This is a genomic window from Photobacterium jeanii (assembly GCF_001650345.1).
GTDB classification, from domain to species: Bacteria; Pseudomonadota; Gammaproteobacteria; order Enterobacterales; family Vibrionaceae; genus Photobacterium; species Photobacterium jeanii.
Window position 1 is genome coordinate 13,490 of sequence record NZ_LVHF01000015.1, and the last position, 25,658, is coordinate 39,147.

The window sequence follows — 25,658 nt, forward strand, 5'->3', positions numbered from 1 at the left end:
TAGTATTTTACTGAGCGGCGCTTAGTTAGAACGNATTCGAAAGCCTCGTCTAACGACGAGGCTTTTTTCGTTTCAGCGGTGTAGTATTTTACTGAGCGGCGCTTAGTTAGAACGAAATAGTAAATTAATCGCGACAGTGATGCGCTACCTTTATCTCTTATCTCTTATCTCTTATCTCTTCTTGTTCTTCTTTTTGCTTTTTCTTTATTCGCCTTGGTTGGCTATCTTGGCCGCAAATAATGATAAGTACCCTAGTGCGATCCACTGCCTTTATGGATTTAACCTGATCTTTTGTATGGTCAATAATAAAACTGCATAGTTAATCAACTAGTAAACACACCGAAACCAATATGATGTTTATTTTATGTTAATGGTCAATTGTGGTGTTGATTATATTTATGCATAATCATGGGTTCTTAAATCGTGGTGCGGATAGTGTGAAATGCTGACTTGGCTTGATTTGGTGAGGTTTGTTGTGGGTGGGTATTATTTTCAAATCACAGTTGGAACTGACTAAATATTGATTATTTATTCGATGAAATAAGCGGTGATTGGTTTTTTTGCTTATTTTGTTGATTTTTTGTGAAATATTTGCCAGATTGTCAGGCGTACGATTATTCAGCTATTTGTGCTGAAAGTGAATGGATTCAATTTTTCAGACAGGGCAGAAGGCTGCCAAGCAGTTGGGGTCTGGTAATGGCGTTATTAGAAGTAAAAAATCTTCGTATCGAATATCCATCGCGACATGGTATCCATGCTGCGGTGAAATCGCTGTCGTTTTCAATCGAGCGTGGCGAAATTGTAGGTGTGGTGGGCGAGTCCGGCGCAGGTAAGTCGACGGTCGGCAATGCGGTGATCGATTTATTAAGCCCGCCAGGGCAAATTGCCAGCGGTGATGTCTATTTAGACGGGGAAAAAATCTCCGGGCTAGGCACGGAAGCGATGCGACGAGTGCGCGGCTCGAAAATCGGGTTTATTTTCCAAGACCCAATGACCTCGCTTAATCCTCTATTTACGGTCGAGCAGCAGCTGACCGAAACCATCTTAACCAATCTTGATGTTACTCCGCAGCAAGCTTATCAGCGTGCTTTAAACCTGATGGAGCAAGTTGGGATCCCAGAGCCTGAGCTGCGCATTAAGCAGTACCCGCATCAGTTTTCTGGCGGGATGCGCCAACGTGTGGTGATCGCGATTGCGTTGTCGGGTGAGCCTGATCTGATCATCGCCGATGAGCCGACCACGGCGCTCGATGTTTCGATTCAGGATCAAATTCTGACGCTGATCCGCGAGTTGTGTATTAAGAAAAATGTCGGCTGTATGCTGGTCACCCATGATATGGGGGTCGTGGCCAATGTCACCGATCGGGTAGCGGTAATGTACCGCGGTGATTTGGTGGAAATTGGCACCACAGCGCAAGTATTAGGGCAGCCTAACCATCCTTATACCCAGAGTTTGATTTCCGCCGTACCCCGCTCGGATATCAAACTGGAGCGTTTTCCTTTGGTGAACTATATCGAGGAAGCGCAGGAAATGACTCAGCTCGATGTGAAGAACCACTGGCTGGGGCAAAGTGAAGATCAACGCAGCTACTCTGGTGATTTGTTGCAGGTAGAAAATGTAAATCTGCGCTTTGTCACCAAAGATTCTTTTTTTGAAAGCCGTCGTGAGTACGTACAAGCCTCAAACGATGTCAGCTTCTCGATCACCGAAGGGGAAACCTTTGGTTTAGTTGGCGAATCTGGCTCGGGGAAATCGACCATTGCGCGGGTTATTGCCGGCTTATACCCACCCAATTCGGGTAAAGTGGTGTTTGAAGGTATCGACTTAACCGCGCTCAAGAATGAGAAGGAGCGTCGTCCGCTTCGCCGTCAGATGCAAATGGTTTTCCAAAATCCGTATTCGTCGATGAACCCTAGAATGAAAATCATGGATATCATCGCCGAGCCGATTCGTTTCCACCAACTTACTGAAAATGAAGCGCAAACCCGTCAAATCGTGAATGACTTATTGGATCACGTCGGGCTAGGTAAAGCTGCGAGTGTGAAATATCCCCATGAGTTTTCTGGTGGTCAGCGCCAGCGCATTTCGATTGCTCGCGCCTTAGCAACCCGCCCACGATTATTGATTTGTGATGAACCAACCTCGGCGCTTGATGTATCGGTACAAGCGCAAATCCTCAACTTACTCAAAGATCTGCAAGACGAGCTGAATCTGACCATGTTGTTTATCAGTCACGACTTACCTGTCATCCGTCAAATGTGTGACCGCATAGGCGTGATGCAAAAAGGCACTCTGTTAGAAGTGGCACCGACTGAACAGCTCTTTACCAATCCTCAACATGAATACAGCAAGCAGCTGATATCACTGATGCCTGAGTTTAAAGGCATGAGCCAAGAAGGATTGAAACTGGCGTAATTCATCGACAGTGGTGGTGAGGGTGTATTGCCACGCTGCTGTCGCTAAGCACAACCCGCAAACATAACAGCAACGGGAGAACCCACTCCCGGCATAAAGGAGTATGCAATGAAAACCATCAAGACCAAGCTAGCTGTCGCATTAATGGCTGCCGGGCTAAGTTTTAGTGCCGCTGCGGCGGAAATCAAAGTGGCTTATGACGCCGATCCTGTGTCGCTGGATCCGCATGAGCAACTGTCTGGCGGTACGCTACAACTGTCTCACATGGTGTTTGACCCACTGGTTCGTTATACCCAAGATTTTGATTTTGAACCGCGCCTCGCTGAAAGCTGGGAGCGTATTGATGACAAAACTTTCCGCTTTAAATTGCGCCAAGGCGTGAAGTTCCACTCAGGGAATACCTTAACTGCCGATGATGTGGTGTGGACCTTCAACCGCTTGAAAGAATCACCTGACTTTAAAGCGATTTTTGAACCTTATACCGAACTGAAAAAAGTCGATGACTACACGGTAGAGCTGGTATCGAAAGGCGCTTACCCATTGGTACTACAAACTGCGACCTACATTTTCCCAATGGATAGTAAGTTCTACACAGGTAAAACCGCGGACGGCAAAGATAAAGCAGAGTTGGTGAAGCACGGTAACTCTTATGCATCAACGCATGTGTCTGGTACTGGTCCGTTTATTGTTACGGCGCGTGAGCAAGGCGTAAAAGTCGACTTTGAACGCTTTGATGGTTACTGGGACAAAGAGTCAAAAGGTAACGTAGATAAGCTAACACTGGTGCCGATCAAAGAAGATGCAACCCGTGTGGCCGCCTTACTATCGGGCGGGGTCGATATGATTGCGCCTGTTGCACCGAACGATCATGACCGTGTGAAAAATGCCAAAGGTGTTGATCTGGTGACCCTGCCGGGTACCCGTATTATCACTTTCCAAATGAACCAAAATAGCAACGAAGCGTTGAAAGATGTGCGTGTGCGTCAGGCGATTGTGCATGCGATCAATAACGAAGGGATCGTGAAGAAAATCATGAAAGGCTTTGCGACCGCGGCAGGTCAGCAAGGGCCGGATGGGTATGTAGGTTACAGCGACGAGCTAGTGCCACGTTACGATCTGAAAAAAGCCAAGGCGCTGATGAAAGAAGCCGGTTATGAGAAAGGCTTTAAGCTCACCATGATGGCACCAAATAACCGTTATGTGAACGATGCCAAAGTGGCGCAAGCCGCTGCTGCTATGTTAGCGAAAATCGGTATCAAGGTGGATCTGAAAACCCTTCCTAAAGCGCAATACTGGCCAGAGTTTGATGTTTGTGCGGCAGACATGATGATGATCGGCTGGCACTCAGATACCGAAGACTCGGCGAACTTCTCTGAATTCCTCACCATGACTCGTGATGAGAAGACAGGTAAAGGGCAGTACAACTGTGGTCATTACTCTAACCCTGAAGTCGACAAGCTGGTAAATGCGTCTAACGTGGAAACCGATCCAGCGAAGCGTAAAGCGATGCTCCAGCAAGTGGAAGCAACGCTTTATAACGAGGCTGCTTTTGTTCCACTGCACTGGCAGAACCTAGCATGGGGGGCAAGCGCGAACGTGAACATTAAGCCGATCGTGAATGCTATGAACTTCCCATACTTTGGTGACTTGGTCGTAGAAGAGAAGTAACCCCGATAAGACTGTGGCGATGTTAAGCGTGGGCTTAGCATCGCCCAATTCAGTGGGAATGACCTGTTGCCGTGGTGTCATTGCGATGGGTAAAGCAAGTTCAAGGAAGAGAAAAGGGGCAGGGAATGTTTACGTTTCTGGTCAAGCGCCTGTTTCAGGCACTGATAGTGATGTTTGTGATCAGTCTGGTGGCGTTTGCCATTCAGGACAACCTGGGCGACCCACTGCGTGAGCTGGTGGGGCAGTCGGTATCAGAAGCTGAACGCCAACAATTGCGTGACGAGCTGGGGCTGAATGACCCGTTCGTGACCAAGTACAGTCGATTTTTGTCTAACGCCGTGCAAGGCGATTTAGGGACATCGTATTTCTTCAAACGTCCAGCCACTGAGGTGATCCTCGATAAGCTGGTGGCGACCCTCGAATTGGTATTTGGGGCCGCGGTTATCATCATAGTGGTGTCGATTCCGCTTGGGGTGTATTCGGCTATCCACCCCAACAGTATTTTTACCAAAACCGTGATGGCACTGAGTAGCGTCGGGATCTCGATTCCTGTGTTTTTAACCGCCATCATGTTGATGTATGTCTTTTCAATCGAGCTAGGCTGGCTGCCGTCCTATGGACGTGGCGAAACTTATAACTTATTGGGTTGGGAGTCGGGCTACTTCACCTTAGACGGTCTGCGTCACTTGGTGCTGCCGTGCGTCGCTCTTGCCTCAATCATGCTGCCGCTGTTTATTCGCTTGGTGCGCTCTGAAATGCTTGAAGCCTTGAGCTCGGAATACATCAAGTTTGCTAAGGCGAAAGGCTTAGCGAGTAACAAAATTTATTATCAGCACGCGCTGAAAAACACCATGTTGCCTGTACTGACCGTCGGCGGGGTACAAATCGGTACTATGGTGGCGTACACCATTTTAACCGAGAGTGTTTTCCAGTGGCCGGGTACGGGCTTATTGTTCCTCGAAGCAATTAACCGAGTAGATACCCCGCTTATCACTGCGTATGTGATTTTTGTTGGCTTGATCTTTGTGGTCACCAATACCATCGTTGACCTGCTGTACGGCTTGGTTAACCCGACCGTGAACTTATTAGGTAAGGGGGAATAAGCCATGAACAGTACCACTATGACGTCACCAAGCCGCTGGCAGCGTTTTAAGCAATCAGACTTTTTGTATTACTTCTTGAAAGATAAAGTCGCGATGGTCAGCTTTGCGGTGTTCTTGACCTTTGCTGTCGCGGCGGTGTTTGCCCCTTTGGTGGCGCCGACCAACCCTTACGATTTAACCTCGATTGATATCATGGACTCCGAGCTGCCACCGTCGTGGATGGAAGACGGAGATGAACGTTTCATCTTAGGTACAGACGACCAAGGGCGCGATATCTTCTCGACGATTTTATACGGCTCGCGCTTGTCGCTCACCATTGGTTTGTTGGCGGTAGGGTTGCAGCTGATCCTTGGGGTTACTATTGGTTTGTGTGCGGGTTACTTTGGTGGTCGTATCGATAGTTTCTTGATGCGTTTTGCCGATGTGCAGTTGTCGTTCTCGACCATGATGGTGGCGATCATCGTCTCTGCGATTTTCCGAACGGTATTAGGCTCTGAACTCTTTAGTCAGTACGCGGTGGTGATGCTGGTGGTGATCATTGGTATTGCCGAGTGGCCGCAATATGCACGTACGGTGCGGGCATCGGTATTGGCTGAGAAGAAGAAAGAATACGTTGAAGCTGCGCGAGTGATGGGTTTTCGTTCACCGCGTATTATGTTCCGTCATATTTTGCCGAACTGCTTATCGCCAATCTTGGTGATTTCAACGGTGCAGGTGGCGAACGCTATTATGTCGGAAGCGGCGCTGTCTTTCTTAGGACTCGGCTTGCCTGTCGATCAGCCATCATTGGGCTCCTTGATCAGCATCGGCTTTAACTACATTTTCTCCGGCTCATGGTGGATCACTGCTTTCCCTGGCTTGGTCTTGGTGACCTTGGTGTTAGTGATCAACTTGCTGGGTGACTGGCTCCGTGATGTGTTCAATCCGAAGATTTATAAAGGGTAACATTTAGCGAACACGCTGAGTTTATTCCTTACAGCGATAAAATGCCGAAAAGCGACCTCTGTGGTCGCTTTTTTTATTTATTATCAATCAATTATTCTGGTTATCAATAAGTGCTTAATTATAATGCTGCGTTCTGAGTTTCATAATAACTAAGTCATTAATAGCCGTTCGGGTTGTCATTTAGGCGGTTAAGGTGACGTAACTGAGAATCACAAGTGAAAAAGTCATTAGCAGCAATTTTGTGTTTATCTTCTTCAGCAGCTTGGGCTGCTGCGCCTTCCGAGCCAGAGTCATCCCCGAAAATGGGTTACTCCTATTTCACCATGGGGCTTGAGTCGGTAACGTATAAAGAGCGTTTCAGTGAAAAAGGTGAGAGTTTCGAATCAACAGCAACCGCGCTTAGCCCTGTGATTAATACAGGTAGCTTAACGTCGGTGAATGAGATGTTCGATTTCTCTATCGATGCCTTAGCGACCTTCTCACCAAGCAGTGTTGATGAAGAATGGTCAAATAGCCAAGGGGTGTATCAGCGCAATAAGTTTGAGTACATCAAAGCGTCGACCAATGTCTTACTGCACTACAAAGTGACCCCTGAGTGGCGTGTGATTGCTGGCCCATCAATGAGCTACCAAACCTACAAGCGCTATCAAAACCAAAATGAAAACAGCGTGTATTACGGGACTTGGGAAGAGAGCTCAACCGATATCTTTTTAGATATGGGGATTGGTTATGACAGTGGCTCGCTACACGCAGAAAGCCCTTGGCATAGCCACCTTCGTATGATTGTTGGGCTGCCAGTTTGGAGCCAGACAACCAACACGGCAATTGATGGCGTGACTTTTAATGATTCAGGCTTTCGTACCAATATCGACGGTGGGATCAGCTACCGCGTAATGAAGGGCTTACACCTAGGTTGGTATGTGATGGCGGGCTATGAGAAGCGTAATGTCGAAGGCCCGGTATTCTGGGGGCATGATACCAATGGTAAAACGCTAGTGGCGACTTTGCCTGAAGCGGAAACCATTAGCTTTAGTACGGGTCTTCAGGTGCTGTGGAACCTGTAATGGCTTGAGCCAATGTATATAAAAACAAAGGCGACCCTTGGTCGCCTTTGTTGTATTTGCAGGAGTTAACAATTACTTGTTAGGTACCATGCGTGTATTACTGACATGATTCCATTGCAGTGAGGTTTTCTCACGGTAAAGCGTGCCATCACCCTCTGAATAGTGCCATTGAACAAGATATTTGTTCTTGTTTGGGCAGTTATCCCAATCGGTTGGTGTATCAGTATCACAGAACTGGTATTCGCTATTAAGCTCCATCAGGTTACATGTATGCTCACCTGCGACTAAACAAGGTAGATCGTTTGGCATTTCATTCCAGAGGAAAGTTTCCTTTTTATTGGTGCCATCTTCGATAAACTCGTAAGTGACATCATTCTGGTTGTAGGTGATAGTGCCAGTTTGAATTTCACTACTGTCGTATTCTGTCCAACGGGTACCCACAAAACTAACGGCAGGAGCATAAGCGTTTTCTACAGCCGCTCTCGCTTGACCTTCAGTCTCAAAGGTTGGTGAGACAAAGATGCGGTTTGGCTGACTCATTGCGTCGATACCTGCATCAATACTTTTTACTTCATCAGCAGCATCACGCCATAACGTGTACGACTCTGGTTGACCGTCGAACTCTGAAGCAACTTGTAGCAATTGCTTACCATTGATGGTGTAAGCGAAAAACTTCGCATTGCTGGCTTGGTTGTTACGCCATTCTTTCGTTTGTGGATCGTAGGTCGATTCTAGTTCTTTAATCTGATTACCATCGTGGTAGATCTTAATAAAAGAACCGCTATTTTTATTGATTTCAATCGCGTATACGGCTGCTTCTTGAGTGAGTATCGAGGCTTGCGGCTCAATTGAATAGTTACGGTCAACAAAGGTATTGATGATGAATTCTTCGCTTACGGTTTCACCTGTTGGGTTGGCGAAGACAACGATAGATTCACCTGGTTTGAAATGAGCGTTGCCAGTGTAGTCAAAATCTACCGCACAAGCTTTACCATGATTGCTGGCAAAGGCGACACTTTCTTGAGTTTGGTTGTTTATGGTAAACATTCCGTTCGTGAACTTGTCGTTCAATAAATGGAATTGGTAAGCCATGTTAGGACCGAAGCGGTAGCTTAGGTTTCCATATGGATCTTGACCGCCATCAGCAACAAAGCCCAGTTCCTCACAGGTCGTTTCGATGAAGAGATCGGCATCGAGGTTTTCAGATTCATGCTGATTGATCCCCGTTACTTTGCTGGCTGCATCTGCAGTGGTTAGCATGCCTTTAACCATCACGTTTGCCATTGGTTGCTGCCAATATGTCTCAGCACTTAGTCGGCCGATATAGAGGGTTGCAGGTTCATTTTGAGTCTTACTGGCTAATGTTGTTCCGGTTGCGGTTTTAGCGATGGTGGCTTTTTCTGAGATGCTTGAGATGTGAACACGAGGCATATTTACATCATGGGAGCGATCTTTATTAAGGCTCACCGTCATTATGCCTTCGCCTTTGTAGTTCAATACGATGTTATCGCCGTTTAATGCCCAAGTACCTTGTTCTGTGCTGATGCTAGACTCGCTCGGACACTGTCCGTCGCTAGTTTCGGATGCCAAAATACGGTTATCAGCGGTTAAGCGCATAGCCCAACAATCCGGCTTCGCAGCGCCTTGGCCAACCCAATTAGCATTAAAGCGGTAGAGGTCTTGCTCCACAATGATGCTACTTAGTTCATTACCTGAGGCTGGCTGTTTGGCAATAGAAAGCGAGATTGCAGCAGAGATACCATTACCGTCATCATCCTGAGCATTTAGTGAGATTTGATGGTTGCCTGAAACCAGCGGTGTACCAGTAATGGTGACTTCTGGGTACTGAACGTCATATTTCAGACCTGTTGCATGATCGCTAAAGCTATAGGTTAGGGCATCGCCATCTTCATCGCTGAAGATATTGCTGATATCAAGCACGATGTAGTTCACATCTTGCCCTTGCTGTAGGGTAAGTTTATCGAACTCACCTTGTAGCGCCGTTAAACGTTCTTGGTTGACTGTTGGAGCCGTGCCTTGCGCATGAATTTCAAACTTGAGCAGTGTTGTTACTGTGCCGACAGCATTGCCAGCTTCATCAAGATCTGCTGCTGCAAGTTCTAGGAAATAGCTACCTGGAGGTGTCGTTTTACCGCTTTCCATTGCGGTTAGTTGAATCGTGTTGCTATGGTCGGTGAGTTCGGCATGAATACCTTTAGCCATTAATGCATCATAGCTTTCGGCTGAGATAGTCACCTTTGGTGCATCTGTTTGGTCTTTATCGGTGAATAGACCTGTAACTGGCTCTTTACCAAAGAAGCCAAAGTTTTCCCCAGCAATCATGTAAGTGTTCGTTAGCTCCGAGCTAACAGTCGCTAAAAGGGCTTTATTAATGCTTGCTTGATAGTTTACTACTGGTTTTTCAACAACGATTTCACCAGTTTCATCTTTATCAACGGGTACCACAGGTTTGAAGTCAGGGTTGTTAAGCTCGTCTGTTGTTGCACTGTTGACCGCGCTTACTGCTTCGGTCACAACTTGGTTGGTGACTTCGTCGAGGTTGATGTTGTCATCAGTTTGGTGCTGGGTTTCTGTTAGGATTTGCGCGGTTTTGTGCAGTTTGGTTGCTAGTTGTTTTTCTGCGTCAGATGCACCTGTATCTTTTTTAGTATCGATGTAGTCCGCATACAGATCGATTTCAAGGCTGGTATCGCCATCTTTCAGATCAGCAAGCATGGTTTGGACGTTTGCTTCGGCTGTTGTTTGATTGGCTCCTTTTTCCATTTCAGCGACAATTAAGTCTGTTAAAGGAGTCGCAATGTTACTGCCGGCAGGGGCACGGAATTCTACATTCTTACCCATCGCTTGATATGGTTGGTCCATATCGACAGTGTAAATTCCTGGCTCAATAGTAAAGCCGTCAGCACTGTAGTCTTTGAATGGTTCTAACACCTTAACGACGATTGGGGTGTTTTTGATTTTCTTTTCAATGCTTTGTTCAACTTTGATATCAAGCTGACCTTTATCATTGGTGAGTACCAGCTTGCCATCAATATCGGTAATGACTTCGTTTGCCTCACACTTACCATTGGCATTGCTATCTGAGCACACTAATGCGTTTTTTAAGTAACCATCAATCGTGGTGATCACGACGCCACCCACGACGGGGCCAGTAATAGGTGGTTTGCCCGTGTTACCTTCTGGTGAAGAGCCTGAATCGCCACCACACCCTGAAAGGGTTAATGCCGTTACTAAAGAGGCTGCCACAGCCGAATAGCTAAACTTCATTTCATATCCTTGGTAAATGAATAAACACGCAATGTGTTGTTATGAGTTATTGATTTGGTTGAATATAATGCTGCGGCATATATAACGGGTGTATAAAAGGATGCAAGTAAAAAAGGTTAATCAAGGAGCTTGTTGCTGTTAATTTGCGCGATGAATGCGCGAGGGGTATAGCTATTAACCTTTTTGTAAGTGGTTGAATATAAAGGTTAAATGTTGAATTTGTCGTGATTTTATGCGGCTGGGTGTGATTACTTTTTCATGTGGGGCATGTTGAGTAACCGTGACATTGGGGTATGAACTCTCGGTATCGAGCGATACCGAGAGTAAAGCTGTGAAATTAGAGTTATTTCACGCTTTTCCATGTGGTGTACAGCGTATCCGCCATGGTTTTATCTTTGATCAGCAGATCGTAAACGCCCATACGGGTGGTGGAGTAGTTGTATACTGCCATCATATTTGTGTCTTCTAAGTACAAAGTGACATTGAAGTCTGCTTCGCCTTCAGGGAAGTCGACAATTAGCTTATCGTTTTTGATTTCCCATGGTAGTTCCATCGCGTCGGTTGGGCTCTTGCCGTAAGGTTCAGTGATGGTCACTTTGTCTTGACCAAACACCATTTTTGCCACCATAGGCTGAGCTTTACTGCTGTCTTTTGGCGCATCGTCGCTTAAGTAGTACCAAGTTTTACCGTCAAAGTGAGCCTTGGTCAGTGTCTTGCTGGTCGTTAGGCTACCTTTAGTCCATAGTGTTAGGTCAGATTGATCTGTTACTGATAGTGACAGATCTTCGGTGATGTAGATGAAGGTATCACGCTCGGTGTTTTTGCCGTCAGTGAGAACTAATGCATTACCGTCGGTGCTGTATTGAGTGGTATCCGTTGCGCCGGATTTATTGGTTACAGTGAGTTCGCCATCACCAGACACTTTCACTTTAAAAATACCTTCTTTAAGTGCGTAGTACTGGTTCATGCTGGTGAACTGGCTGTCACCATCTTTAAGGTAAGCATCAAGTGAGCGAATGATGGTAGCAGAAGATGCTTTACCGCTGTCATCAACTTCGATAGTGATATCGTCAAGGTTAGCCCCTGCGTTCACTTGGTTGTTGATTTCGGTTTGGATCGTTTGAGTGGTGGTTGCTAGTGCCGCCGCTTGGTTGTCTTTCACGCTTGGCGCTAATTCTGTGGTTACACTGCGAGCTAGCAGATGCGCCTCTTTCGCTTTTTCTTCGCTGGCTTTCATTGCCACATAGTCGCCGCTGATCACATCACTTGGTAGGTTAAGATCTGTGGCAAGTTCGTCTAAGGTTTTTTGCTGTACTTTTGCCATGGTGGTAAACGGTGTTACCACTTTAGAGCCTGCTTCTGCGATCAGCTCATAGCTGTTGCCGAGTGCTCCAGCTTTGTCGCTATCAGTGGTTTTACCCGCAATGGCACGTGCAATGATAGGGTGCTTAGCATCCGCTTCAGGGATAGTAATTTCGCCTTTAGCGTTAGTAAGTGTGCTTAGTGCTTCACCTGTATCACAGCTTTGGTTGTTGTTGCGGTCGATGCATACTTCAGCTTGAGATAAGTAGCCATCAATGACTTTGATGGTATTGCCTGAAACTGTGTTGTTGTTGCTGTCGCTATCGTTACAACCTGTAAGGGTTAGAGCGAGTGCCAATGACGCTGCCAATGTTGAATAGTTGAATTGCATTATTTTCCCTTTTTAAATGCAGCTATCAACCTAGAGGGATGGGATCCGCGTTGGCAACATAGACCGTCAAATGGTGACGATCAAATTACGCCTGCGATGGGCGTCATCTAAAGGATGTCGACCTGATCTCCATTCAGGTTGATAGCGGTTAGATATATAAGCCAAAGATATTGATTGTTTTATTATCATGGCGCTTGCTTATATCTCGGAATTCACACTGGAAACAAGGTCACATTTTTACAAGCGTGATCGCGCTATCAAAACCTCATCCAAAAAGGCGATCTCTATCATTAAGTTGATGAAAATCAGGTTGTTGGATGTTGTTTGCTGCTAGCTAAAAAAGCATGAGTATTAGAGGCAAAAAAAGCCAGCACGTATGCTGGCTTTTTTAATATGTCGATAGGGAATGAGATTGTTAGAAAATCAAGTGTCCCATCAGTGCGATCACAGGCAGCGTTACTAAGGTACGCAGGATGAAAATCACAAACAGCTCCCATGCTTTCACAGGGATTTTACTGCCGATCAGTAGGGCACCGATTTCAGACATGTAGATCAGCTGAGTCACCGACATGGCAGCAATCACAAAGCGGGTTAAATCACTCTCAATGCTGGCAGCAAGGATAGATGGCAGGAACATATCAGCAAAACCCACCACGATGGTTTTTGATGCAGCAACCGCCTCAGGAATATGCAGTAATTCCAGTAGCGGAATAAATGGCATGCCAAGGTAGTTAAATACTGGCGTGTTTTCAGCAATCACAAGAGCAACCGTCCCGATCGCCATCACCACAGGCAGTACGCCGAACACCATGTCCATCGCGTTCTTCACGCCATCAATCAATACTTTACGCAGGCTCGTTACTTGGCTTGCTTTCTGTAAACCTTGCTCAAGACCAAAGCTCAAAGCGGTGTGGCCAGCAGGGATTGCTTCGTGGTCAATAATGTCTTGTGAACCGTCGATGTAACGATCTTTCTTCCAGCTTAGTGGTGGTAGGCGCGGCACAATGACAGCGGCAGCAAAACCTGCCAAACATACGGTGAGGTAGAACGGGGCAAATAGGTGCTCAAGGTTAACTTGGGCAATGACCACCAAGCTAAAAGTAATAGACACTGCGGTAAAGGTGGTACCGATCACCGCGGCTTCACGTTCGGTGTAGATCTTGTCTTCGTATTGTTTGCTGGTCATCAATACGCCAACACTGCCATCGCCTAACCATGATGCAATGCAGTTCACCGCCGAGCGGCCAGGTAGACCAAAGATAGGGCGCATCACTTTCGCAAATAGGGCACCGAAGAATTCCAGCAAGCCAAAGTTTAAAAGCAGAGGGAGTAGCAAGCCTGCAAAGATGAAAACAGAAAAAAGTACAGGCAGTAAGTCGTGCAGTACCAAGCCACCTGTCGCACCATCGTGGATCATTGCTGGGCCGATTTCAAAGTAGGTCATCACTACAAAAATGGCACCTAGTTGCTGTACCACAAACCAAGCCGGTGATGGATTGAGGAGACCACTAAGAAAACTGTTGTTAAGCACGGCTTTGGGCTTAAAGAGTTTGGTTGCTATCGTAGCAATCGCTGTGAGTGAGATCGATAAAGTGACGATCGTGATAAGCATGCCATCAAGCAGACCTTTGACCGACTTCGCCAGTACCGCAATTGGGATGGTAATACTATCTTGGTAGCTGATTGGTGCCATAAACAAGAACACGCCAAGCAGTGATGGGATCAAAAACATCAGCCAATTGGCTGTGGTGGATGGCTTCATTGTAGTGGTTTGCTCTTGCATACGAGACCCGACATAAAAATTTGTGAAATCAACTTACTGCATAACCATTCACCACTATATGGTAAATAGTTGGATGAATATTACACGGCTTTTGCTGTGGTTGGAATACTAAATCGCGGTTATTGCGTTTTTATGCGTGATTGTTTGTAGCTTGAGTAAATAATGGCGTAATTATTCAGTCGATTTTTTGTCGGCTTGGATGCGGTTTTGTGCAATTAACATTCAAATGCAGATTAGTGCTTTTATTCTATCTTATTGATAACACTATTTTTAATCCATTTTGACTTATATAATCCCGCAGATTTTAACGCTCAATGAATAATGATAATTAAATAGGGATTATGAATATTAATCGTAGTGGTATCTCATTAATGGTGGCGGCGGCTTTGCCGTTTGTTTCGTTTTCTTCTGCAGCTTATACCGGTATGGATGCGCGTGGTGGTGCCATGGGTGGTACTGGTGTAGCGTCGGCGACTTACCTGACAGCAGCATTTTACAACCCTGCTTTGGCAACAAACTACAAAAGTAATGATGACTTTGGTTTGTTATTACCAAGCATTAGCGTAAGTGGTCATGATGCTGATGATATGGTGAAGAAGGTTGAAGACTTCCAAGACATTAACGACAAGCTAGACTCAGATCCTGCCCTACGTCAGGCATGGGAAGATGCTCTGCGTGCGTTGGATAACGGTCAAGTAGTGGCAAACGCGAAAGTGGGTCTAGTGGCAGCACTACCAAACAGCATGCTAAGTGCGAGCATGTTTGCTAAGGCTGATGTTGCGGTATTCGGTATTACCGATATCGCTGAGAGCGATCTGACAAACCCGAATCCAGATACCTCGGATCTTGATTCGATGGTAACCGCAGTGGCGGGTGGTACTGTAGATGTGGGTGTGACGCTAGCGAAATCATTTGATTTACCCGCGTACGGTCAACAGATCTCTGTCGGTTTCTCGCCTAAGTTCCAAAAGCTAGTTGCTATCAATGTGATGGAGAACGTAGGTAAATTCGAGTTTGATATGGATGATCCTGAGCAAAGCTCTGCGTTTAACATGGACTTGGGTGTGGCTTACGAACCAGTGAACAACGTAACCATTGGTTTCACTGCGATGAACTTGTTAAAGCAAGAGCTAGAAACCAACAAGATTATTGGTGACATGGGTGAGAGCTACAGCGCTACTTACCTCGTTGAGCCACAATACAAGCTAGGTGCCGCGTACGCTAACGGTTGGTTCACCGTGGCTGCTGACGTTGACTTGAACAAGCAACAATACTTCAAGCAATTCGATTACAGCACTCAATTTGCTAAAGTCGGTGTTGAGCTGGATGCATGGGAATGGGCGCAACTACGTGCGGGCTACAGCCACAGCATGACTGAGCACGCCGATAGCATCATGACAGCAGGTATCGGCTTTAAGCCGTTTGGTCTATTCGGCTTCGACCTTGCGGGTCAGTTCGGCAAAGACAACAACTACGGTGTGTCAGCACAGCTTGTGTTTACGATGTAATCTCATCGTTTGATGGATAGAGAAAAGGGAGGCAAATTTGCCTCCCTTTTTAGTGATACCTACTAGCACTTAGTGCTAAACGCTTAGCGCATAGTAACAAACTCTTCTGAGCCTGTTGGGTGAATAGCGACAACCGAATCGAAGTCAGCTTTGGTTGCGCCCATCTTCATTGCGACGCCAAAGCCTTGGATCATCTCATCGACGGTAAAACCGATACCGTGAAGACCCACGACGGTTTCTTCAGGGCCAGCACACACGAGCTTCATCTTACAAGGTTGACGGTGCTGCGTGACTGCGGTGTACATCGCAGTAAAGCCTGACTTGTAGACTTTGATATTGTCTTCGCCGTATTGAGCAATAGCTTCTGGCTCGGTTAGACCAATAGTACCGATTGGTGGGTGGCTAAATACCACGGTTGGTACCAGTTTGTAGTCCATCTTCGCTTCTGGCTTGTTGTTAAACAGACGCTCAGAGAGCTGACGACCCGCTTTTACCGCGACCGGTGTTAGCTCGATACCGCCTTCCATGATATCGCCCACACAGTAGATACCTGGCACATTGGTTTGTTGGTATTCATCAACTTTGATGTAGCCGCGGTCCGTGGTTTCAACACCGGTTGCTGCTAGGTTGATTTTGTCTGTGGTTGGGTGACGACCAATCGCCCAGATGATCAGATCTGTGTTGTGTGACTCACCGTTTTCAAAGTGCATCGTGAAGGTGCCATCAGCTTCTTTCACGACTTCTTTTGGTACCGAGTGGGTGTGCAGGGTTGGACCTTCTGCATCCATCACTTCAACCAAGGTTTCGATGATCATTGGGTCGAAGCTACGCAGTGGTGACTCTTTACGTACGAACAAGTGTGTGTCGGTACCTAGCGCGCTCAGTACGCCTGCGATTTCAACAGCGATGTAACCTGCGCCGATCACTGCAGTACGCTTAGGTTGCTCGTTAAGCTCGAAGAAACCGTTAGAGTCGATACCGTGCTCAGCACCTGGAATGTTTGGAATGGTTGGTTCACCGCCAACCGCGATCAGGATGTGATCGGCAGTGTATTGCTCACCATTTACTTCAATGGTGTTGGCATTAACAAAGGTTGCGAAGCCGTTGATCACTTCGATTTTGTTGTTGCCTAGCACATTGTCGTACGCTTTGTGGATACGACCAATGTAAGCTTCACGGCTTTCTACTAGTTTGCTCCAGTTGAAGCCTTTGACATCAACATCAAAGCCGTAGTCTTTGGCATACAAGTGCATGGCTTCAGCGATTTGGGCACCGTGCCACATTACTTTTTTCGGTACACAACCCACGTTCACACATGTGCCGCCGAGGGCTTTGGCTTCTACTAGCGCTACTTTTGCGCCGTACATCGCCGCACGGTTTGCTGAGGCAATACCGCCGCTACCACCACCGATACAAATGTAATCAAAATGCTTCGCCATGACTTTCTCCACCTATTGTCTTATATAACCCCCACTTAACTGACTGGTGCCCTGCGTGACAACCTTGCAAGCCGCTAAGGGGGACAAGCGATTCTTATTGCGTTTAGTGTAATGGAGAAAAGTGCCAGATACGAGAGGCAGTGCACGGGATTCGAGAAGGTGGTGAAGCGAGATGTGAACTGGCAAGCATTGTTGCTTGCCAGTGATTGCTGGTACTAAGCCCGAAAGCTCTTGCGGGCATCATTTGGTACTAGCGAGAGGTTGGGATCACTCAGGTACAATCCATTCCACTTTGTGGAAACCAGTTACTGGGGAAATTGCTTGTTGCAGCCAAGGTAGGATGGCTTGCATCTGACTTTCCAGTTTCCACGGTGGGTTGATCACAATCATCCCCGACGCTGTCATGCCGCGCTCGCTGGTATCGGGTTCAACGCCTAGCTCAATTTGTAGAATCTTACGGATGCCGGTTTGCTCTAAACCTTGGATCATCTTGTCGATGTTTTCGCGATACACCACTGGGTACCAAATAGCGTAGGTACCCGTAGCCCAACGCTTGTGGCTTTCTTTGATCGCTTTTACCACATCCATGTACTCGTGTTTTAACTCGTAAGGTGGGTCGATTAACACAACGCCACGACGCTCTTTCGGCGGCAGGCTAGCTTTAAGGCGGGCAAAACCATCTTCTTTGTAGATTTTGACTTGGCGATCGCCGCGAAACTCTTGCAGCAATAGCGGGAAATCAGTTGGGTGCAGTTCGGTTAGCACCATACGGTCTTGGTCACGGATCTGGGCGCGCGCCACTTTGGGTGAACCTGGGTAGTAACGCAGTTCGTCACCTTGGTTCAAACCTTTAATCGCCGCTAAGTAAGACGCCACTTCAGCTGGAATGTCATCGCGAGACCAAATACGCGCAATCCCTTCAAGGAACTCACCTGTTTTTTCGCTGCGCTCGTCTTGTAGATCGTAGCGACCTACACCCGAGTGGGTATCGTGGTAGACGAACGGCTTTTCTTTTTGCTTGAGCGCATCCAGGATCAGGCTTTGAACAATGTGCTTCACCACATCGGCGTGGTTGCCGGCGTGAAAACTGTGACGATAACTCAGCATAGACAGGTTCTCGATTAAAGGGATGAAATAAAGACAGCGCTATTATCGCCAAATCATGACGAATATCCAGCTTCCACCGCGTTAGTCGGTGTGTAAAGCGCAGCACCAAGGCGCGCGTTATGCGATAACTCGGTCAGTTTGCTTATCAAATCTTGGCTAGAATCAGGAGAAGACCACACCTGATGTGTCGCTGAAATCGCGACTTTACTGACCAAGCTCGATCAAAATACAGCTTCGCTTGGTCTAAGGGATTGAATTCAGTGAGTGAAGGATACATCTTTAAGGGATAACCTCATAAAGGATAAGCGCATGTCAAACCCATTACTGACGATGACGGATCTGCCTCCGTTTTCTCAAATTAAAGCTGAACATATTCAACCAGCGGTCGAACAAGCGATTGCGGAATGTCGCGCCAATGTTGACGCAGTATTGGCGAACGATGCGCCACCAAGCTGGGACACCATTTGTGCACCACTGGCGGAAACCGATGATCGCCTTAGCCGTATTTGGTCACCGGTTTCGCACCTTAACGGGGTGAAAAACAGCCCTGAGCTGCGTGAAGCGTATGAAGCGTGCTTGCCAATGTTGTCGGATTATGGCACTTGGGTTGGTCAGCACAAAGGTTTATACGAGGCGTACAAAGCCATCAAAGCGAGCGATGACTTTGCTAAGCTGAGCCCTGCCCAGCAAAAAAGCATTACTGATGCGTTAAAAGACTTCGAGCTATCGGGTATTGGACTACCTGCGGCTGAACAGCATCGTTACGGTGAGATCAGCAAGCGCTTATCTGAACTATCGTCGACATTCAGTAACAACGTACTGGATGCCACCATGGGCTGGACCAAACATGTGACCGATGAAGCGGCACTGGCAGGTTTACCTGAGTCAGCACTGCAAGCGGCTCAAGCGGCAGCGCAAGCCAAAGAGCTCGAAGGCTACTTGTTTACGCTGGAAATACCCTCTTACCTCCCGGTGATGACCTACTGTGAAAACAGCGCGCTGCGTCAAGAGATGTACGAAGCGTTTGTTACTCGTGCTTCTGATCGCGGTCCGAATGCAGGCCAATGGGATAACAGCGAAATCATTGCTGAAAAACTGAAATTAACCCACGAGCTAGCGCGTCTGCTGGGCTTTAATACTTACAGTGAAAAGTCCCTTGCAACCAAGATGGCGGAAACGCCAGATCAGGTGTTGAGCTTCTTAAATGATTTGGCAAACCGAGCGAAACCGCAGGGTGAGCGCGAAGTGGCTGAGCTGCGTGAATTTGCGAAAAGCGAATGTGGTGCCGAAGAGCTACAACCTTGGGATTTCGCTTTCTATGGCGAGAAACTTAAGCAGCACCGTTACAGCATTTCTGACGAACAATTGCGTCCTTACTTCCCTGAGCAAACTGCGGTATCTGGCCTGTTTGAAGTGCTAAAACGTGTGTTTGGCATGGAAGTGAAGCAGCGCGATGGCGTTGATGTGTGGGATGAGACCGTTAACTTTTACGACATCTTTGATAGCAAAGGTGCGCTGCGTGGTAGCTTTTACTTAGATTTGTACGCGCGTGAACACAAGCGTGGTGGTGCATGGATGGACGAGTGTATCGTGCGTCGTACACGCGAAGATGGCAGCCTGCAAGCGCCAGTGGCGTACCTGACTTGTAACTTCAATAAACCGATTGGTGATAAGCCTGCGCTGTTTACTCACGATGAAGTGGTGACCTTGTTCCACGAAACGGGTCACGGTATTCACCACATGCTGACGCAGATCGATGTGCCAGCAGTCTCGGGCATTAACGGGGTGCCGTGGGATGCAGTTGAGCTTCCAAGCCAGTTCCTCGAAAACTGGTGTTGGGAAGAAGAAGCGCTGGCGTTTATCTCGGGTCATTACGAAACCGGTGAAGCGTTACCGAAAGCGATGCTAGAGAAAATGCTGGCGGCGAAGAATTTCCAATCGGCGATGGGTATTTTGCGTCAGTTGGAATTCGGCCTGTTCGATTTCACCTTGTACACCCAATACGATCCTGAAGTGGGCGCTCAAGTGCTAGAGACGCTGGCGGATATCAAATCACGAGTGTCTGTAGTGCAAAGCCCTGAATGGGGACGTTTCCCGCACAGCTTTAGCCACATTTTTGCTGGCGGCTACAGTGCTGGTTACTACAGCTACCTATGGGCAGAGTTACTGTCTTCTGATGCGTTCTCGCGCTTTGAAGAAGAGGGGATTTTTAACACCCAAACGGGTGCTGATTTCCTTGATTGCATTCTAGAGCGTGGTGGCAGTGAAGAGCCGATGGAGTTATTCAAACGCTTCCGTGGTCGCGAGCCGCAACTGGACGCGATGCTGCGCCACTGTGGTATTACTGGTTAGTTGTTGATTAATCAACGTTTGATATGAAAAAGGCTCCTTCGGGAGCCTTTTGCGTATTAGGTAGTGACTGATACCTTGGTTATTCGGAGTCAGTTTGCTCGTCTTGCACTTCAATCGCGAGCGGCCAACCCATGTCGGTTTGGCGTGTGGCTTCTTGCATCAGCTCGGCTTGGGTTAGCGGGTTTTGTGCTAACCAAGTACTCGGCAGAGATAAGGTGAGGTTGTTATCGTTCACCGTTAAGGTTGTTGGTGGCTGATGTTGATGCTCACGACGGTGGCACAAGATGATAGCTAAGCGAAGTAAACGCAAAATACGGGTTGCACTAGCGGCTGACAGGGCATGCTGCTCTGGCAGGCTGGTGATCTGTTCGCGGTGACGACGCAGTAGCTCGGCGATCAACAATTGCTGGGCGCGGGTAAAGCCGGGTAAATCAAGGTGACGGATCAAGTAAGCAGCATGCTCGCCGCTTTTCTTAAATTCGATACTGGCACCGATTTCGTGCAAGGTACTGCTGGCATGCAGCAGACAGGCGGCTTGCGGCTCTAGTTGCCACGCTTGCTGACAGCTTTGTAGTAGGGCTGCGGCAGTAGCTGCCACATTACCTGAGTGGATCGCATCGAGCTGGAAGCGTTGTTTGACGCTGTTGAGGGTACGCTCACGCACATCGTGGTGGCGCATCTGACTCATCATTTCGTACACCATGCCTTCACGCAGGGCACCGCCGGCGAGGGTCATGGTTTCGATTTGTAGCGACTCAAATAGGGCGATCAAAATGGATAAACCGCTTGGGAACACCAATGCGCGCTCTAAGGTTAGCCCTTCGATATCGAGATCTTCCAATCGCTCGTACTGCATCGCTTGGCGTTGCAGGCGCTTGAGCTTTTGTAGGGTGATCACTTCATCCATGCCTTGTTCCAGCATGATTTCTTGCAGCGCTTGTACGGTACCGCTGGCACCGACACAGGTATCCCAACCCAGTTGTTGGTACTGCTCTAAAATGGGCTCAATCGCGGTTTTTGCGGCGGTGATGGCGGCATCAAAGTTTGCCGCGGTTAACTCACGGTCTTTGAAGTAGCGCTCAAGCCAAGTCACACAGCCAATTTTTAGGCTGGTGAGAGCATTGGCATCAAAACCAGCCCCGATGATCACTTCGGTGCTGGCGCCGCCGATATCGACCACCAAGCGCTTATCGCTGCCACCCGAGGTGTGTGCCACCCCTTGGTAGATGATACGCGCTTCTTCTTCACCCGGAATGATATCAACCGGGTGACCCAGAATGGTTTTCGCTTTAGCTAGGAAAGTGTCAGCATTCACTGCTGTACGCAGGGCTGCGGTACCGACAATACGAATACGCTCAGCGGGAATATCTTGAAGACGCTCAGCAAATAGGCTTAGACATTCCCAACCACGCTGCATGGCTTCTTCGCTTAGGACGTTGTCGTGGTTTAAACCGGCAGCTAAACGCACTTTGCGTTTGATTTTCGCCAGTGTTTTCACACTGCCCGCGACTTCACGCACAATCCACATGTGGAAGCTGTTGGAGCCTAAATCAATCGCGGCGTACAAAGGTGATACTGAACTTCTTTCCATAGACTTATCTGCTGCTTATTGCTTTTGCTGTTGTGGACGGCGACGACGCTGACGCGATTGTCCCTGACCTTGCCCTTGACGGGAATTGTTACGACGGCTGTTGCTTTGACGCGGAGCACGTTGTACTGCCAGTGGTGCTGGTAGTTCGGTTAGCAGCGCATCGCTGTCGTATTTTGATACTGGAATCGAGTGCTCGATGTAAGTCTCAATCGCTGGTAGGTTGATCGCATAACCTTCACACGCAAAGCTGATCGAGTGACCACTTGCGCCAGCACGACCAGTACGACCGATACGGTGTACGTAGTCTTCGGCATCGTCAGGAAGATCGTAGTTAAATACGTGCGTTACTTGTGGAATATGTAAACCACGAGCAGCAACATCGGTCGCGACAAGAATATCGACTTCACCTTGGGTGAATTGCTCAAGAATGCGCACACGCTTTTTCTGAGGGACATCACCGGTTAGTAGACCGACACGGTGTTCATCGGCAGCAAGGTGCGCCCAGATGTCTTCACAGCGGTGCTTGGTGTTGGCGAAGATAATCGCGCGGTCTGGCCATTCTTCTTCGATCAGCGTTTGAAGCAGACGCATTTTTTCTTTGTTCGATGGGTAGAACAGTTCTTCTTGAATGCGGTGACCGGTTTTTTGCTCAGGCTCAACCACCACGCTTTCAGGGCTGTTCATGTGCTCGAACGCAAGCTCTTTCACGCGGTATGACAGCGTCGCTGAAAATAGCATGTTCAAACGGGCTTCTGGCGCAGGCATACGACGGAACAAGAAACGGATATCTTTAATGAAACCCAAATCGAACATACGGTCGGCTTCATCAAGCACCACCACTTGGATGCTGCGAAGGTCGATCACACGTTGCTTGTAGAAATCGATAATACGACCACAAGTACCGATCAGGATATCAACACCGTTTTCTAGTGTTTTTTGTTGTTTTTCATACGCTTCACCACCGTAAGCTAGACCTGCAGTTAGACCTGTGCTTTCGATAAGTGGTTTTGCATCGTTGAAAATTTGGATCGCCAATTCACGCGTTGGCGCCATGATGATGGCACGCGGTTGGTTTGGCTTGCGCTCAGCAGGCGCTGGCGTACGTAGTAGGTGGTTAAATGCAGCAGTTAGAAAGGCAAGGGTCTTACCTGTACCCGTTTGCGCTTGTCCTGCAATATCATGGCCGGAGAGCACTACCGGCAATGCCAAGGCTTGAATAGGGGTACAGTTATGAAACCCTTTCTTGTCCAAACCCGCGATAACCTGAGGTTCTAGACCTAGGTCGGCAAATTTTTGCTCTGTGATATGAGTCGTCTTCATTGCTATAGAATATCAGCTTAGGGTTGCAATACGAAACGGATTCAATTCAAATAGGGCAACGATTTGCTCTTTATACTATGAGATAGGTCAGGTTTAACGTATTTCAACTAGCCTGATTTGATCATTCTAGCGTATAAATAATACTTAATCAGACAAGCTATCTGATCATGTAAGCGGATTTAACCTACCAATTCATCGTGTATTAACCTGTAATTAGAGAGACTAATTACCGACCTTTGCGCCTTGAATTTACTGGTGTTTTATCAGTTAAACATTGAACATTTACTTATCCGGATTGGTATAAGCTAATAAAATCAACCATTGGAGTGGAAGATGAGCGACAAGATTGTGCAGCTAAGCGATGCAAGCTTTGAAAGCGATGTGATTAACGCTGCTGGCCCTGTACTAGTCGATTTTTGGGCTGAATGGTGTGGTCCATGTAAAATGATTGCCCCAATCCTTGACGAGATTGCTGAAGAATACGAAGGCAAGCTAACGATTGGTAAGCTAAACATTGATCAGAATGCTGCAACGCCACCAAAATTTGGTATTCGTGGTATCCCAACGTTACTGCTATTTAAAGACGGTAACGTGGCAGCAACGAAAGTTGGTGCCCTATCAAAATCACAACTTAAAGAGTTCCTAGACGCGAACGTTTAAGATGTAAATTCCGGACTGTGCGCAGTTCCATATTGTGCACAGTTTGTCTTGCGACTATGCTAGACGGATGGAAGGTTTAGTGCTAACTTATTGCACGTAAATATCAAACTTGTTCATTTCATGACCAGCCCCATTGGTCAATAATTCTCTCAACTTATATAGAACCCCATTTTGACAAACAAGAAACCCACCACTATGAATCTTACAGAACTGAAGAACCAACCTATTTCTAAGTTGGTTGCGCTTGGCGAAAGCTTAGGATTGGAAAATTTAGCGCGCTTAAGAAAGCAAGACATCATCTTCGCGATTCTAAAGCAGCACGCAAAAGGTGGTGAGGACATTTTTGGCGATGGTGTTCTAGAAATTCTTCAAGATGGTTTCGGTTTCCTTCGCTCAGCAGACAGTTCTTACCTTGCCGGTCCCGACGACATCTACGTTTCTCCTAGCCAAATCCGCCGTTTCAACCTTCGTACTGGTGACACCATTGCGGGTAAAATCCGCCCACCAAAAGATGGCGAACGTTACTTTGCGCTACTGAAAGTAAATGAAGTTAACCACGACAAGCCTGACAACGCCCGCAACAAGATCCTGTTTGAAAACTTAACCCCGCTACACGCTAACGAACGTATGCGTATGGAGCGTGGTAATGGTTCTACCGAAGACATCACCGCACGTGTTCTTGATTTAGCATCACCAATTGGTAAAGGTCAGCGTGGTCTGATCGTAGCACCGCCGAAAGCGGGTAAAACCATGTTGCTACAGAACATTGCTCAAAGCATTGCTTACAACCACCCTGAGTGTGAGTTAATGGTATTGCTTATCGACGAACGTCCGGAAGAAGTGACCGAGATGCAACGCCTAGTGAAAGGTGAAGTGGTTGCCTCGACGTTCGATGAGCCAGCTTCTCGTCACGTACAAGTGGCAGAAATGGTCATTGAAAAGGCGAAACGCCTAGTTGAACACAAAAAAGACGTAGTGATCCTACTGGACTCTATCACTCGTCTAGCGCGTGCCTACAACACCGTAGTACCTTCATCAGGTAAAGTACTAACGGGTGGTGTGGATGCTAACGCACTACACCGTCCGAAGCGTTTCTTCGGTGCGGCACGTAACGTAGAAGAAGGTGGTAGCCTAACTATCATCGCAACCGCACTGGTTGATACGGGTTCTAAGATGGACGAAGTGATCTACGAAGAATTTAAAGGTACAGGTAACATGGAACTGCACCTATCTCGTAAGATCGCAGAGAAACGTGTATTCCCTGCGATTGATATCAACCGCTCTGGTACACGTCGTGAAGAGCTACTGGCGAAAGCGGATGAGCTACAGAAGATGTGGATCCTGCGTAAGATTGTTCATGCTATGGGTGAAATCGACACCATGGAATTCATGATCGACAAGCTATCTATGACTAAGACCAACGATGAGTTCTTTGACGCAATGCGTCGCCAAAACTCGTAATTGGACTGAATGCCCAGCAAGGGCAAACTCGATAACAGTCGAGACCAGTCACAAATTAGAAAACGCCACCTCGTGTGGCGTTTTTTATTGCCTGAGGTTAGGGCATAATTGATTTTATACACTATTCAATTATGAGTGGTGATTGGGTGAGATGACGCAATGTTTGCGTTAAGTGATTGAAGCGGATAAATGCTCACCAAAAGATAAGCAATGCGGTGCGTAGTAAAGTGATCGCAACGAAGTATTAGTACTTTTTTACCT

The 25,658-nt window shown here is 47.4% G+C and carries 16 protein-coding genes; 9 read left to right on the plus strand and 7 right to left on the minus strand.

Translation table 11 applies throughout. The features are described from left to right. Positions 1-696: 696 nt before the first annotated feature. The 5 genes from A3K86_RS08170 to A3K86_RS08190 all read left to right on the plus strand — a co-directional run bounded on the left by A3K86_RS08170 (position 697) and on the right by A3K86_RS08190 (position 7,195). On the plus strand, positions 697-2,415 hold the full coding sequence (locus tag A3K86_RS08170) for a dipeptide ABC transporter ATP-binding protein (protein ID WP_068330381.1): 1,719 nt from the start codon (positions 697-699) through the stop codon (positions 2,413-2,415). Between the two features lie 108 nt (positions 2,416-2,523). Continuing rightward, positions 2,524-4,083: an ABC transporter substrate-binding protein gene (locus tag A3K86_RS08175; protein WP_068330383.1), complete on the plus strand. Its 1,560-nt coding sequence runs from the start codon at positions 2,524-2,526 to the stop codon at positions 4,081-4,083. Positions 4,084-4,208: 125 nt separating this feature from the next. Next, on the plus strand, positions 4,209-5,186 hold the full coding sequence (locus A3K86_RS08180; RefSeq protein WP_068330386.1) for an ABC transporter permease: 978 nt from the start codon (positions 4,209-4,211) through the stop codon (positions 5,184-5,186). A 3-nt stretch (positions 5,187-5,189) separates the two neighbouring features. Next, the gene (locus A3K86_RS08185) at positions 5,190-6,131 is read left to right on the plus strand and encodes an ABC transporter permease (protein WP_068330388.1); all 942 of its coding nucleotides are present in this window, start codon (positions 5,190-5,192) and stop codon (positions 6,129-6,131) included. Positions 6,132-6,346: 215 nt separating this feature from the next. Further along, positions 6,347-7,195 (plus strand): hypothetical protein, encoded by an 849-nt coding sequence (locus A3K86_RS08190; protein WP_068330389.1) that lies wholly within the window; start codon positions 6,347-6,349, stop codon positions 7,193-7,195. A gap of 72 nt (positions 7,196-7,267) precedes the next feature. Here A3K86_RS08190 and A3K86_RS08195 read toward each other — a convergent pair whose 3' ends face one another. The 3 genes from A3K86_RS08195 to A3K86_RS08205 form a co-directional block, all read right to left on the minus strand. Next, entirely contained in the window at positions 7,268-10,483 is a 3,216-nt protein-coding gene (locus A3K86_RS08195) for a hypothetical protein (RefSeq protein WP_068330391.1), read from the minus strand. A gap of 343 nt (positions 10,484-10,826) precedes the next feature. Further along, complete coding sequence (locus A3K86_RS08200) at positions 10,827-12,176, minus strand: hypothetical protein (protein ID WP_068330393.1); 1,350 nt, start codon at positions 12,174-12,176, stop codon at positions 10,827-10,829. A gap of 415 nt (positions 12,177-12,591) precedes the next feature. Next, positions 12,592-13,959, minus strand: a complete 1,368-nt coding sequence (locus A3K86_RS08205) for a YjiH family protein (RefSeq protein WP_068330395.1) — start codon at positions 13,957-13,959, stop codon at positions 12,592-12,594. 341 nt (positions 13,960-14,300) lie between these two features. Between A3K86_RS08205 and A3K86_RS08210 the strand changes: the two genes are divergently transcribed. Continuing rightward, positions 14,301-15,467 carry a conjugal transfer protein TraF gene (locus A3K86_RS08210; RefSeq protein WP_068330398.1) on the plus strand — a complete coding sequence of 389 codons (1,167 nt, stop codon included), beginning with the start codon at positions 14,301-14,303 and terminating at the stop codon, positions 15,465-15,467. 83 nt (positions 15,468-15,550) lie between these two features. Here the strand turns inward: A3K86_RS08210 and gorA are convergent, their stop codons facing one another. Both gorA and A3K86_RS08220 read right to left on the minus strand, forming a co-directional pair. Continuing rightward, positions 15,551-16,906: a glutathione-disulfide reductase gene (gorA, locus tag A3K86_RS08215; RefSeq protein WP_068330400.1), complete on the minus strand. Its 1,356-nt coding sequence runs from the start codon at positions 16,904-16,906 to the stop codon at positions 15,551-15,553. Between the two features lie 267 nt (positions 16,907-17,173). Next, on the minus strand, positions 17,174-18,013 hold the full coding sequence (locus tag A3K86_RS08220; RefSeq protein ID WP_068330403.1) for a 23S rRNA (adenine(2030)-N(6))-methyltransferase RlmJ: 840 nt from the start codon (positions 18,011-18,013) through the stop codon (positions 17,174-17,176). 309 nt (positions 18,014-18,322) lie between these two features. Between A3K86_RS08220 and prlC the strand changes: the two genes are divergently transcribed. After that, positions 18,323-20,365: an oligopeptidase A gene (gene prlC / locus A3K86_RS08225; protein WP_068330406.1), complete on the plus strand. Its 2,043-nt coding sequence runs from the start codon at positions 18,323-18,325 to the stop codon at positions 20,363-20,365. A gap of 79 nt (positions 20,366-20,444) precedes the next feature. Here prlC and gppA read toward each other — a convergent pair whose 3' ends face one another. Further along, positions 20,445-21,956 carry a guanosine-5'-triphosphate,3'-diphosphate diphosphatase gene (gene gppA, locus A3K86_RS08230; RefSeq protein ID WP_068330408.1) on the minus strand — a complete coding sequence of 504 codons (1,512 nt, stop codon included), beginning with the start codon at positions 21,954-21,956 and terminating at the stop codon, positions 20,445-20,447. Between the two features lie 15 nt (positions 21,957-21,971). Beyond that, positions 21,972-23,276: an ATP-dependent RNA helicase RhlB gene (gene rhlB, locus A3K86_RS08235; protein ID WP_068330410.1), complete on the minus strand. Its 1,305-nt coding sequence runs from the start codon at positions 23,274-23,276 to the stop codon at positions 21,972-21,974. Positions 23,277-23,609: 333 nt separating this feature from the next. Here rhlB and trxA point away from each other — a divergent pair, with 333 nt between their 5' ends. Together trxA and rho are read left to right on the plus strand one after the other, a co-directional pair. Next, positions 23,610-23,936, plus strand: coding sequence for a thioredoxin TrxA (gene trxA, locus A3K86_RS08240; protein ID WP_068330412.1), 327 nt, complete (start codon positions 23,610-23,612; stop codon positions 23,934-23,936). A 195-nt stretch (positions 23,937-24,131) separates the two neighbouring features. After that, a complete protein-coding gene (rho, locus tag A3K86_RS08245; protein WP_068330414.1) occupies positions 24,132-25,397 on the plus strand; it encodes a transcription termination factor Rho in 1,266 nt (421 codons plus the stop codon). Positions 25,398-25,658: the final 261 nt, after the last annotated feature.

Bases quoted from the DNA above. Each gene is read 5' to 3' on its own strand.
- A3K86_RS08170 (WP_068330381.1), top strand. From the start codon at position 697: ATGGCGTTATTAGAAGTAAAAAATCTTCGTATCGAATATCCATCGCGA.
- rhlB (WP_068330410.1), bottom strand. From the start codon at position 23,276: ATGAAGACGACTCATATCACAGAGCAAAAATTTGCCGACCTAGGTCTA.
- trxA (WP_068330412.1), top strand. From the start codon at position 23,610: ATGAGCGACAAGATTGTGCAGCTAAGCGATGCAAGCTTTGAAAGCGAT.
- gorA (WP_068330400.1), bottom strand. From the start codon at position 16,906: ATGGCGAAGCATTTTGATTACATTTGTATCGGTGGTGGTAGCGGCGGT.
- gppA (WP_068330408.1), bottom strand. From the start codon at position 21,956: ATGGAAAGAAGTTCAGTATCACCTTTGTACGCCGCGATTGATTTAGGC.
- A3K86_RS08220 (WP_068330403.1), bottom strand. From the start codon at position 18,013: ATGCTGAGTTATCGTCACAGTTTTCACGCCGGCAACCACGCCGATGTG.
- A3K86_RS08205 (WP_068330395.1), bottom strand. From the start codon at position 13,959: ATGCAAGAGCAAACCACTACAATGAAGCCATCCACCACAGCCAATTGG.
- rho (WP_068330414.1), top strand. From the start codon at position 24,132: ATGAATCTTACAGAACTGAAGAACCAACCTATTTCTAAGTTGGTTGCG.
- A3K86_RS08175 (WP_068330383.1), top strand. From the start codon at position 2,524: ATGAAAACCATCAAGACCAAGCTAGCTGTCGCATTAATGGCTGCCGGG.
- A3K86_RS08210 (WP_068330398.1), top strand. From the start codon at position 14,301: ATGAATATTAATCGTAGTGGTATCTCATTAATGGTGGCGGCGGCTTTG.
- A3K86_RS08180 (WP_068330386.1), top strand. From the start codon at position 4,209: ATGTTTACGTTTCTGGTCAAGCGCCTGTTTCAGGCACTGATAGTGATG.
- A3K86_RS08195 (WP_068330391.1), bottom strand. From the start codon at position 10,483: ATGAAGTTTAGCTATTCGGCTGTGGCAGCCTCTTTAGTAACGGCATTA.
- prlC (WP_068330406.1), top strand. From the start codon at position 18,323: ATGTCAAACCCATTACTGACGATGACGGATCTGCCTCCGTTTTCTCAA.
- A3K86_RS08185 (WP_068330388.1), top strand. From the start codon at position 5,190: ATGAACAGTACCACTATGACGTCACCAAGCCGCTGGCAGCGTTTTAAG.
- A3K86_RS08200 (WP_068330393.1), bottom strand. From the start codon at position 12,176: ATGCAATTCAACTATTCAACATTGGCAGCGTCATTGGCACTCGCTCTA.